Source organism: Micromonospora sp. NPDC050200, from assembly GCF_040656135.1.
Taxonomy (GTDB): Bacteria; Actinomycetota; Actinomycetes; order Mycobacteriales; family Micromonosporaceae; genus Micromonospora.
This window is the reverse complement of the sequence record NZ_JBFALG010000028.1, coordinates 83,799-94,611: the sequence shown is the minus strand read 5'-3', so window position 1 is coordinate 94,611 and position 10,813 is coordinate 83,799. Positions and strand designations below refer to the sequence as shown.

8 protein-coding genes are annotated in these 10,813 nt (G+C 75.1%); 2 read left to right on the top strand and 6 right to left on the bottom strand.

Annotated features, from left to right (window positions below; genetic code table 11):
* On the bottom strand, positions 1–2,511 hold a 2,511-nt coding region (gene smc / locus AB0I41_RS19795), incomplete at its 3' end, for a chromosome segregation protein SMC (RefSeq protein ID WP_357109344.1).
* Between the two features lie 272 nt (positions 2,512–2,783).
* Entirely contained in the window at positions 2,784–2,978 is a 195-nt protein-coding gene (locus AB0I41_RS19790; RefSeq protein ID WP_357109341.1) for a hypothetical protein, read from the bottom strand.
* A 372-nt stretch (positions 2,979–3,350) separates the two neighbouring features.
* Here AB0I41_RS19790 and AB0I41_RS19785 point away from each other — a divergent pair, with 372 nt between their 5' ends.
* Together AB0I41_RS19785 and AB0I41_RS19780 are read left to right on the top strand one after the other, a co-directional pair.
* Positions 3,351–4,460, top strand: a complete 1,110-nt coding sequence (locus AB0I41_RS19785) for a CAP domain-containing protein (RefSeq protein WP_357109338.1) — start codon at positions 3,351–3,353, stop codon at positions 4,458–4,460.
* Positions 4,461–4,597: 137 nt separating this feature from the next.
* Entirely contained in the window at positions 4,598–5,485 is an 888-nt protein-coding gene (locus AB0I41_RS19780) for an endo alpha-1,4 polygalactosaminidase (protein WP_357109335.1), read from the top strand.
* Between the two features lie 150 nt (positions 5,486–5,635).
* On the opposite strand, the gene AB0I41_RS19775 is transcribed toward AB0I41_RS19780, so the two are convergent.
* From AB0I41_RS19775 to AB0I41_RS19760, 4 genes are all read right to left on the bottom strand, one after another.
* Positions 5,636–7,849: an MMPL family transporter gene (locus tag AB0I41_RS19775; protein ID WP_357109333.1), complete on the bottom strand. Its 2,214-nt coding sequence runs from the start codon at positions 7,847–7,849 to the stop codon at positions 5,636–5,638.
* Between the two features lie 213 nt (positions 7,850–8,062).
* On the bottom strand, positions 8,063–8,920 hold the full coding sequence (gene mutM / locus AB0I41_RS19770; RefSeq protein WP_357109327.1) for a bifunctional DNA-formamidopyrimidine glycosylase/DNA-(apurinic or apyrimidinic site) lyase: 858 nt from the start codon (positions 8,918–8,920) through the stop codon (positions 8,063–8,065).
* The gene (gene rnc / locus AB0I41_RS19765) at positions 8,913–9,725 is read right to left on the bottom strand and encodes a ribonuclease III (protein ID WP_357109324.1); all 813 of its coding nucleotides are present in this window, start codon (positions 9,723–9,725) and stop codon (positions 8,913–8,915) included. The genes mutM and rnc overlap by 8 nt, the downstream gene beginning before the upstream one ends.
* Positions 9,726–9,777: 52 nt before the next feature.
* Complete coding sequence (locus tag AB0I41_RS19760) at positions 9,778–10,755, bottom strand: phosphate acyltransferase PlsX (RefSeq protein WP_357109321.1); 978 nt, start codon at positions 10,753–10,755, stop codon at positions 9,778–9,780.
* Positions 10,756–10,813 lie beyond the last annotated feature (58 nt).

Below are 10,813 nucleotides of genomic sequence, written 5' to 3'. Positions count from 1 at the left end.
GGCCGCGGCGCGTTCCCGCGCCGCCCGCTCGGCGGTGGCCTGCCGGGCCAGCGAGTCGGCCCGGCCGGCGATCGAGGAGACCCGTTCCTCGGCGGTACGCACCGCGAGCCGGACCTCCATCTCGTTCTGCCGGGCCCGGGGCACCATCGCGGCGAGCTGGTCGCGCTCCTCGGTGGACGGTTCGGCGTCGCTCGGGGTGTCCTCGGCCAGCCGCAGCCGCTCCTCCAGCTCGGCCAGGGCGAGCAGGTCGCGTTCGCGGGCCGCTTCGGCGCGGGACCGGGACTCGCCGAGCCGGTCGGTCTCCGCCTTCGCGGAGCGGGCGGCGGCGCCCAGCTCGGCGAGCCGGCGGGCGGCGGCGTTGCGGTGGCTCTCCGCCTCCCGCTTGGCGGCGGCGGCGTGCTGCACCGCCTCCTTGGCGGCGGCCACCTCGGCCCGGGCGTCGACCAGCTGGTCGCGCAGTTCGGCGCTGGTCCGCTCGGCGGTGAGCCGGTTGACGCGGGCCTCCTCGACGGCGGCCTGCACCTCGATGTAGCTGGGCGCCTTGGCCGACCCGCCGGCCGCCGCGTACGCCCCGACCACGTCGCCGTCCGGGGTGACCGCGCGCAGCTCCGGGTTGTCGGCGACCAGCTCGGCCGCGGCGGCGAGGTCGTCCACGAGCACCACGTCGCGCAGCGCCCGGTGCACCGCCGGGCGGATCTCGGCGGCGCACTCGACCAGGTCGGGCGCCCAGCGGGCGGTGTCCGGCAGCTTCGGGCGCAGCGCGTCGGCCGGGCCGTCCATGCCGGGGCCGGCGGGGCTGCCGACCAGCAGGCCGGCCCGCCCGGCGTCGGAGATCTTGAGCAGTCGCATCGCCTCGACGGCCTCGTCCACCCCGCTGACCGCGACCGCGTCGGCGAGCCCGCCGAGCGCGGCGGCGAGGGCCGCCTCGTGGCCGGGGGCGACGGTGAGCAGACCGGCCAGGCTGCCCAGCAGGCCGGGCACCTCGCCGGCGCGGGCGAGCAGCGCGCCGGCGCCGTCCTTGCGGCGCAGGCCCAGGGCGAGCGCCTCCTCGCGGGCCTTCCAGGTGGCGGCGTCCTTCTCGGCGGCCCGCTCGGCGTCGGCGAGCGAGCGCACGGCGGCCTGGGCCCTCTCGTGCACCGCGACCGCCTCGGCGTGCCGCTCGTCGAGTTCGGCGTTGTCCCGGTCCGCCTCGGTGGACTGTTCGGCCACCGCGTCCAGCTCGGCCTGGGCCTTCTCGGCGCGGGCCAGCGCGTCGGCGTGGGCGGCGGCGAGCCGCTCGATCTCCTCGCCGGCGCTGGTGGTGCGGGCCCGTGCCGAGTTGACCTGCCCGGTGAGCCGGGCCAGGCCCTCCCGGCGGTCGGCGATCGCCTTGGCGGCGGCGACCAGCTCCCGCTCGGCGGCGGCCAACTGCCGTTCCAGCTCCTGCCGGTGCTCCACCGCCTCGGCCAGCCGGATCTGGTCCTCGGTGAGCGCGGCCCGCAGCTCCTCCTCCTGCTCGCGGACCCGCTGCGACTCGGCCTCCAACTGGTCCGGGTCGCGGCCGGGCCGCTCGTCGTCGCCGGTGGCGCTGAGGTGGCGCAGCCGTTCCCGGGCGAGCTGCTCGATGGAGCGGAACCGTTCCTGCAGGGCGGAGAGCTTGTACCAGGTGTCCTGGGCGGCGGCGAGCAGCGGCGCGTCCTCGGCCAGGGTCGCCTCCAGCTCGCCCAGGCGGGCCTGCACCTCGGTGTGTTCGGCTTCGACCTGCTCACGCCGCTCCCGCAGGGCGGTCTCGTCGGCGATCTCCCGGTCCAGGGTGGTACGCAGGGTGGCGAGGTCGTCGGCGAGCAGCCGCAGCCGGGCGTCGCGCAGGTTGGCCTGGATGGCGGCGGCCCGCCGGGCCACCTCGGCCTGCCGGCCCAGCGGCTTGAGCTGGCGGCGTAGCTCGGCGGTGAGGTCGGTGAGCCGGTTGAGGTTCACCTGCATCGCGTCGAGCTTCCGCAGCGCCTTCTCCTTGCGCTTGCGGTGCTTGAGGACGCCGGCCGCCTCCTCGATGAACGCCCGCCGGTCCTCCGGCTTGGCGTGCAGCATGCCGTCGAGCCGGCCCTGGCCGACGATGATGTGCATCTCCCGGCCGATGCCGGAGTCCGACAGCAGCTCCTGGATGTCGAGCAGGCGGCAGGAGTCGCCGTTGATCTCGTACTCGCTCTCGCCGGAGCGGAACATCCGGCGGGTGATGGAGACCTCGGTGTACTCGATCGGCAGGGCGCCGTCGGTGTTGTCGATGGTGAGGGTGACCTCGGCCCGGCCCAGCGGCGCCCGCCCGGCGGTGCCGGCGAAGATGACGTCCTCCATCTTGCCGCCGCGCAGCGCCTTGGCGCCCTGCTCGCCCAGCACCCAGGCGATGGCGTCGACGACGTTGGACTTGCCGGAACCGTTCGGGCCCACCACGCAGGTGATCCCGGGCTCCAGCTTGAGCGTCGTCGCGGAGGCGAAGGACTTGAACCCCTTCACCGTCAGGCTCTTGAGATGCACCTTCTCGATCCTCGTCCGGTGGCCGCCGTACCGTCGCCGGCTACGCGGACCTGGTGAACCCGCAGACTAACCCCTCTGCGGCGGCCCGTCGGCACGCGACCCGCTCCGGGGCGGCGGCGACGGCACGCGGATCGGCCGGCGAATGGCGACGACCCCTGCAAGATCGCGGAATTGCGGGCGGAAAACCACGGGAGACAGAGCTGCGCGCCGGCACAAAAGTGTCGGCGCGCGTTTTCGCGGTGGTGCGATTCAGTTTTCCCAGATCCCGTGGATCAGGTCAGGGCCGGCTCGGCCAGCCGGAGGAGGTCGTCAGCCTCCGCGGCGGCCGCGGCGAGCCGATCGTTGTCGGCACGCAGCCGCGTGATCTCGAACTCCAGTGCCTGAACCCTGGCCCGCAGACGGGTGACCTCGTCGAGCACACGCCGGTCGGGCGCTGCACTTACGTGGCCGTAGAGGGCTTTCGCCATGCTGACTCCTTGATATGCGCTGCCGGAAAGGCCGGCCAACGCGCGCCCAATAACTGCCCGCGACTGCCACCCCGGCATTATCCGGGCATGACTGGGCGCGACTGGCGACACCTACATATTGAGCCGAGACCCCCCTCTTCGTCAAGTTCTCGCAGGCCGTAGATCATCTCCACGTCTACCCTGTCCACTTGCCGGGGGCCGCAAGGCTCGGACACGCTCTGTCCGGACTCCTTAACTGTACGCCGGGAAATGTGCGTACGGTCACTACGTGAGTCGACATCGCCTTAACTCTTCCTTTGCCACGTTGCCGCAGTTCAGGGCGCGCCCGTAGCGTCAACCCGGCCCACAACCGACCCCGCGGAGGCGACAGGCGTGTACGGCTGGACCGATCCGATCGACCCGGACGGCGCTGCCCGGCGCCCGCAGCCGCCGACCGACGAGCCGCCGGCCTGGCTGACCGACCGTCCCGAGCCGCGCTCGGCGTACCTCTTCGGCGATGAGCCGGAGCAGCCCGGCGACCACCTGGCGGACGCCCCGACCGCGCAGTGGCGCACCGGGCCGGCCGACCCGCCGTACATCGGGCCCGACCGGGCCCCGACCGGTCGCCTCCACCCGGCAGCGCCCCCGGGCGCGCCCGGCGCCCCGTTCCCGCCCCCCAGCGACTGGCGGCACGGCACCGGCGGCCTGCGGGCGGTGGACGCTGACCCGCCCGTCGAGGGACCGGGCCGGCACCGGCAGCGGAGCCGCTTCCCGCGTCCGCTGGTCGTCGGCGGCGCCGCCGCGGCCGCCATCCTGGTGGTGAGCCTCGGCGTGGGCGCCCTGGCACTGCCCGGAGGCGACGGCGGGGAGGCCCACCCCGCCTCCGTCGACGACACCGTGGCCGCCGCCCCGCTGGCGCCCGGCACCGACGCCCTGGCGGCCACCGCCTCCGCCTCGCCGACCGGCACGCCGACCACGGCCCGCCCGACCCCCTCGCCGAGCCGGACGGTCAAGCCGACGCCCGCGCCGAAGCGGACCACGGCCGCGTCCCGGCAGAGCGCCGCGCGGACCGACGCCGCGTCGACCGGCGGCGGCACCGCGAACTCCCTCAGCCCCGGTGCCAGCAGCCAGGCCCAGCAGGTCGTCGACCTGGTCAACGCCGAACGGGCCAAGGCCGGCTGCGGGAAAGTGGGCGTCGACGACAAGCTGATGCTCGCCGCCCAGCGGCACAGCCAGGACCAGGCCGACCACCAGAACATGTCGCACACCGGCAGCGACGGCAGCGACGCCGGCGACCGGATCGACCGGGTCGGCTACACCTGGCGCACCTACGGCGAGAACGTCGCCTGGAACCAGAAGACCCCGGCCGCGGTGATGGACGCCTGGATGAACAGTCCCGGGCACCGGGCCAACATCCTCAACTGCGCGTTCACCGAGATCGGTGTCGGCGTGGCGAGCAGCAACGGGCCGTACTGGACCCAGGTCTTCGCCGCACCGCGCTGAGGCGTACCGCGGGCGCCCCGTCCACGACGCGACCGCGTCGTCGGCGGGGGCACTTCGTTTGACCGGGTGAGACGCGTCGCGCGGGATGGCACGGCGCGCGGGCGGCGCAGCGCCGCCCGACGACCCGGGAGCTGCCGATGCGGATCCGGCTGCCAGCGCCCGCGAGGCGGGGCGGGCCGCTGCCGGCCGTCGTGGGCCGGCGACCGCCCACCCGGCGCGGGGCCCGCCGGGCGCTGCCGGCCGCCGTCGCGCTCACCCTGCTGACCCCGGTGTACGCCTGCCACGCCCCGCTGACCCCGCCGGGCGCGCCGACCCGGTGGCCGGCCGCGTACGCCCACCGGTGGCAGTGGCAGTGGCAGCTCGACGGTCCGGTCGACACCGACGTCGCGGCGGACGTCTTCCTGCTCGACCCGGTACGGACCACCGCCGCCGACACCACCGCCCTGCGCCGGCGGGACCGCCGGCTGGTCTGCCAGGTGCACGTCGGGTCGTACGCGGGCACCGACCCGGACGCCACCCGCTTCCCGGCAGCGGTCCGGGGCGCCCCCACCGGCCGGGCGCAGCGCCACTGGCTCGACGTACGCCGGTGGGACGTGCTGAAGCCGGTGCTGGCCGACCGGTTCCGGCTCTGCCGGGGCAAGGGGTTCGGCGCGGTGGCGCTGGCCGACGCCGACGGGTACGCCCACCGCTCCGGCTTCCCGCTCGGCTTCGACGACCAGCTGACGTTCAACCGGCAGCTGGCCGTGCTGGCCCGGTCCCTCGACCTCTCCCCCGGGCTGATGAACGACCTGGGCCAGGTCACGGCGCTCGCACCCGACTTCGACTTCGCGGTCAACGAGGAGTGCGTCCGGCTGAAGACCTGCGCGAAGCTGCTGCCGTTCGCCGACGCGGGCAAGCCGGTCTTCCACGTCGAGTACACCGGCGACACCGCGACGTTCTGCGTGACCACCGTCGGGTACGGCTTCGCCTCCATCCGCAAGAAGCGGTCCCTGGACGCCTGGCGCGACCCCTGCCAGCTCCCGTGAGCCGCCCGCCCGGCGACGACCGCCCGGTCCGCGGCGTACCCGTGGTGGGCCCGGGACCAGCGCGCACACGCCGCCGCCACCGTTCGGGCCGTGACCCGGCGGCACGGCGGGGCCCGGACCGGCGACGGTCCGGGCCCCGGCGGTGTCCGCTCAGCGGGCGGCGACCAGCTCCGGGGTCGGGGCCGGCGGGTCGGCCTGCGCCGGCTTCTCCCGCAGGAAGCGCGGGGTCCACCAGTTGGCCTTCCCGAGCAGCGTCATCAGCGACGGCAGCACCACCGCCCGGATGATCGTGGCGTCCAGCAGGATCGCGGCGGCCAGCCCGACGCCGAGCTGCTTCATGTCGATCGTGCTGAGCGAGGCGAAGATCCCGAACACCCCGACCATGACGATCGCCGCGCTGGTCACCACGCCCGCCGACGAGGTGATCCCGTACGCCACCGCCTCTCGGTTCGACAGGCCGGCCCGGACCCCCTCACGGATCCGGCTGACCACGAAGACGTGGTAGTCCATGGAGAGCCCGAAGAGCACCACGAACAGGAAGAGCGGCAGCCAGGTGACGATCGCCCCCATCGAGGTGAAGCCGAGCAGCCCCTCCGCCCAGGTGCCCTGGAAGACCAGCACCAGCAGGCCGTACGCGGCGCCGGCGGAGAGCAGGTTGAGCACGATCGAGGTGAGCGCGATCACCACCGAGCGGAACGTCAGCACCATCACCGCGAAGGTCAGCGCCAGCACGAAGGCCATCACGATCGGCAGCTTCTCCTCGATGTGCTTCGAGTAGTCCTGGCTGCCGGCGACCTCGCCGCCGACCGCGTACTCGACGCCGGGGATGCCCTTCATCGCCGCCGGCAGCAGGTCGTCACGGAGCTCGTCCAGCGAACGCGCCGCCTCGTCGGACCGACCGGCGTACGGGGTGGCGAGTTCCAGCACCGACACCCGCCGGTCGGCCGACACCTCGATCTTCGGGCCGTCCGCCTCGACCGGGGCGAACAGCGGGTCGCCGCCGGCCCGTCCGGCCAGGTCGGTCAGCGCGGCGCGCACCCGGTCGGCCTGCTCGGCCGGCGCCCTCACGGCCACCTGATGGCTGGTGCCGGTGCTCGGGAAGGCGGCGGTGAGCCGGTCGTACGCCTGCATGGCCGGCGTGGTGCGGGGCAGGTCCGCCATGTCGGGGAACTGCAGCTTCATGCCGAGCGCGGGCGCGGCCAGGGCGAGCAGCAGCCCGACCGAGACGACCAGGGTGGCCAGCGGCGCCCGCAGCGCGGGGCGCAGCACGGCCGGCCAGAAGCGCGGCTTGACCGGCCGACCGTGCGGCCCGGTACGCGGCGCGGTGAGCCGCCAGAGCAGCGGCACCCGGGGCCGGTCGACCCAGCGGCCGAGCTTGGCCAGCAGCGCCGGCAGCACGGTCAGCGAGCCGGCCACCGCGACCGCGACCACCAGGATCGAGCCGACCGCGAGGGAGGAGAAGACCGCGTCGTTGACGAGCAGCAGACCGGCCATCGAGATCATCACGGCGATGCCGGAGACGACCACCGCGTGCCCGGAGGTCTCCGCCGCGATCTCCACGGCGTCGAGCCCGGAGCGCCCCTTGGCCCGTTCCTCCCGTTCCCGCCGGACGTAGAACAGCGAGTAGTCGACACCGACGGCCATGCCGATCAGCAGGATCACGCTGGCCGTGGTGTCGGTGGCCGGCACCAGGTGCGAGGCGAGGGTGGACAGGCCCATCGCGGCGGCCACCGAGGAGAGCGCCAGCAGCACCGGCACGCCGGCGGCGATCAGCGCGCCGAACGCGATGATCAGGATGGCCAGGGTGACCGGCAGGCTGAGCAGCTCGGCCCGCTTGAAGTCCTCGCCGAGGGTCTCGTTCAGCGCCTGGTTGATCGACGGCCCGCCGACCTGCTCGACACGCAGTTGCGGGTACGCGTCCTGGACTCCGACGGTGGCGTCGCGCAGCGGCTGCACCCGGTCGGTCGCGTCCTCCGGCTCGCCGGACATGGTGATCGGCAGCAGCAGCGCCTCACCGTCGCGCGACGGCACCGCCGTCCCCACCGACGCGACCCCGGTGACCTGCCGGAGCCGCTCGGCGGCGTCGGCCGCCGCGCTCTTCGCCGCGGCCTGGTCGAGTGACCCGGCCCGCGGCGTGATCAGAACGTTCTCCACCGCCGGGTCGTGGAAGTTGCCCTCGGTGATGATCATCTCGGCGCGGCCGGACTCCCCCACCGCCTGGTCGGCGCTCGACGCCTCCACCAGCCCGGCGGCGTTGCCGCCGACGAAGCACACCGCGACGAACACCACCCAGAGCCCGATCGCGCGCCACGGGTGCTCCGCGCTCCACCGCGCCAACCGCACCGTCACCGGTCTCCTGCCCATCTCCCGGGCCCCCCTCCACGCGTCGGCCCACTGCCGACCGTGTCGACGCTAGGGAAGCGGGCGTGCCGAGACATCGGGGATCGGCCCCGGCTCGTCCCGGACGCGGCGGGAGCTGGCCGTGGGGGTCGAACGGAGGGGACAAACGGGCAGACCGGGCTGGTTTCCGGGACTTCCGGATGCGGCACACCGGCGCAACCCCGAACCGCCTCAGGGTCACCCTTTCAGGGCGCCCCTGGGCCTCGGCTGGCAGCGCGGGCAGCTGTACGACGACCGGTTCATGAACGACTCGCGACGGATCGGCGCGCCGCACCGCCGGCAGGGCTCACCCTCCCGCCCGTACGCGTTGAGCGACCGGTCGAAGTAGCCACTCTCGCCGTTGACGTTGACGTAGAGCTCGTCGAAGCTGGTGCCGCCCTGGGTGATCGCCTCGCCGAGCACGTCCCGGACGTGGCCCAGCAGCCGGGTGGCCGCCGGCCCGGTCAGCGCGTCGGTCGGGCGGGCACCGTGCAGCTTCGCCCGCCAGAGCGCCTCGTCGGCGTAGATGTTGCCCACCCCGGAGATCAGCGTCTGGTCCAGCAGCGCCCGCTTCACCTCGGTACGCCGGCGGCGCAGCGCCGCGACGAACCCGGCGTCGGAGAACTCCTCGTCCATCGGGTCCCGCGCGATGTGCGCGATCTCCGCGGGCAGCCCGGCGCCGCCCTCGCTGACCGAGAGGCCGCCGAAGGTGCGCTGGTCGACGAAGCGCAGCTCCGGACCGTCGTCGGCGAACCGGAACCGGACCCGCAGGTGCAGCTCGTCGGCCGCCCCGACCGGCTGGAGCAGCAGCTGGCCGGACATCCCCAGGTGGCCGACCAGGGCGTCGCCGCTGTCCAGCGGCAGCCAGAGGTACTTGCCGCGCCGGCGCACGTCGGTGACGGTGCGGCCGGCCAGCACGTCGGTGAAGTGGGCCGCGCCGGGGACGTGCCGGCGGACGGCGCGCGGGTGGCGCACCTGGACCGAGGTGACCCGCCGGCCGATGACCCACTGGGCCAGTCCCTGCCGGACCGTCTCGACCTCGGGCAGTTCAGGCACGGCCCAGCCCCGCCTCGGCCGGGTCGGTGGACACACCGGCCGCCGCCGCCCGCTCGGCCTGCTCCTGCTCGGCCCGCTCGGCCTGCTCCTGCTCGGCCCGCTCGGTCAGCTCCCGCCAGGCCGCCTCGGCCGCCCGCTGCTCGGCCTCCTTCTTGCTCCGCCCCTCGGCCCCGCCGTAGCGGTTGCCGGCCACCACCACCCAGGCGGTGAAGGTCTTGAGGTGGTCCGGCCCGGTGCCCTCGATGCGGTACTCCGGGACGCCCAGCCCCAGCGCGGCGGTGAGCTCCTGGAGGCTGGTCTTCCAGTCCAGCGCGGCGCCCCGGCCGGCCGACTCCGCCATCAGCGGGTCGAAGAGCCGGTGGATGACGATCGCGGCGGTGTCCAGGCCGTACTGGAGGTAGATCGCGCCGAGCAGCGCCTCCAGGGTGTCGGCGAGGATGCTCGCCTTGTCCCGGCCGCCGGTGCTCTCCTCGCCCTTGCCCAGCAGCAGGTACGCGCCGAGCCCGTCCGGCCCCAGGCCCCGCGCCACGTCGGCCAGGGCGCGCATGTTCACCACGCTGGCCCGCAGCTTGGCGAGCTGCCCCTCGGGCAGGTCCGGGTGGTTGCGGAAGAGCGCGGTGGTGATCACCACACCGAGCACCGAGTCGCCGAGGAACTCCAGCCGCTCGTTGGTGGGCAGGCCACCGTTCTCGTACGCGTACGAGCGGTGGGTGAGCGCGCGCTCCAGCAACTCGGGGTCGAGCGTCACACCGAACGCCGACTCGAGGTGACCGACGGGTGCACGCCGCCGCTTGTCGTTCGTCATGGGCTTACCTCTTCGTTCGGGACTGCCGGGGGCGCGAACCCCGTCCTCGCGCTCACGGGCGTACCTCGTCGTTGCGGTCATCGGCCGGCGATGGGACGGCGGTGCCGCCCAGCAGCGCGCGGACCCGGTCGCTGGCGCCACGCCGCCACAGGTGGGCGGCGAGGGCGATCCCCGAGGCCACGTCGTCGGCCCCGGCGGCGCCGTGGCACACCACCACCGTCCCGGCCACCCCGAGCAGGGCCGCCGCGCGGGGGGCGCCGCCGCGGGCGGGCGGGCCGCCAGCCATCGCGTACGCGCCCTCGATCGCCTTGAGCAGCACGTTACCGGTGAACCCGTCGGTGACCACCACGTCGGCGCGCGTGCCGAGGGAGACGTCGTACCCCTCGACGAGGCCGACGTAGCGCGCCCCGCAGGGCAGCGGCGCGGCGACGAGCAGGGCGTCGGCGGCCCGGCGGGGGCGGTCGCCCTTGCCGGCCTCCGTGCCGACCGAGAGCAGGCCGACCCGGGGCCGGTCGACGGCGTGCGCGACCGCGGCGTAGGCGGCGCCGAGCACGGCGTGCCGGGCGAGGGTGACCGGGCGGGGTTCCAGGGAGCCGCCGACGTCGAGCAGGACCACCGGTCCGGCGACGGCCGGCAGGGTGGCCACCAGGGCCGGCCGGCGGACGTCGGTCCAGCGGCCGAAGCCGAGCGCGGCGGCGGAGACGGTGGCGCCGGTCGAACCGGCGGAGACCAGCGCGTCGGCGGCGCCGTCGCGGACGGCGGCGACGGCCGCGCGGACGGTGCTGTCGGCGCGCGGGGCGTGGTGCGCGGGACCGGCGGCGGCCCGCACCGGACGGACCGTGGTCCGGGCGCGCTGCGCCGGGGTGAGGGCGTCGGTCACCGCGGCCGCGACCTCGGTCGGGCCGACGAGCAGCAGGTGCAGGTCCGGATCGGCGCGTACGGCTCGCAGAGCGCCGTCAACCACGACGGCGGGGGCATCGTCCCCGCCGAGGAGGTCAACGGCGATCCGCGCGGTGCCCGGCTCCGCCACAACGCCGACCGGAGCAGGCCGGCCGGCGTCGGAGCGAGCCGGGGCACCGGGCGATTGC

Excerpts from the sequence above, each read along its gene's own strand:
- AB0I41_RS19775 (WP_357109333.1), bottom strand. The coding sequence starts at position 7,849 with ATGGGCAGGAGACCGGTGACGGTGCGGTTGGCGCGGTGGAGCGCGGAG.
- AB0I41_RS19790 (WP_357109341.1), bottom strand. The coding sequence starts at position 2,978 with ATGGCGAAAGCCCTCTACGGCCACGTAAGTGCAGCGCCCGACCGGCGT.
- AB0I41_RS19780 (WP_357109335.1), top strand. The coding sequence starts at position 4,598 with ATGCGGATCCGGCTGCCAGCGCCCGCGAGGCGGGGCGGGCCGCTGCCG.
- rnc (WP_357109324.1), bottom strand. The coding sequence starts at position 9,725 with ATGACGAACGACAAGCGGCGGCGTGCACCCGTCGGTCACCTCGAGTCG.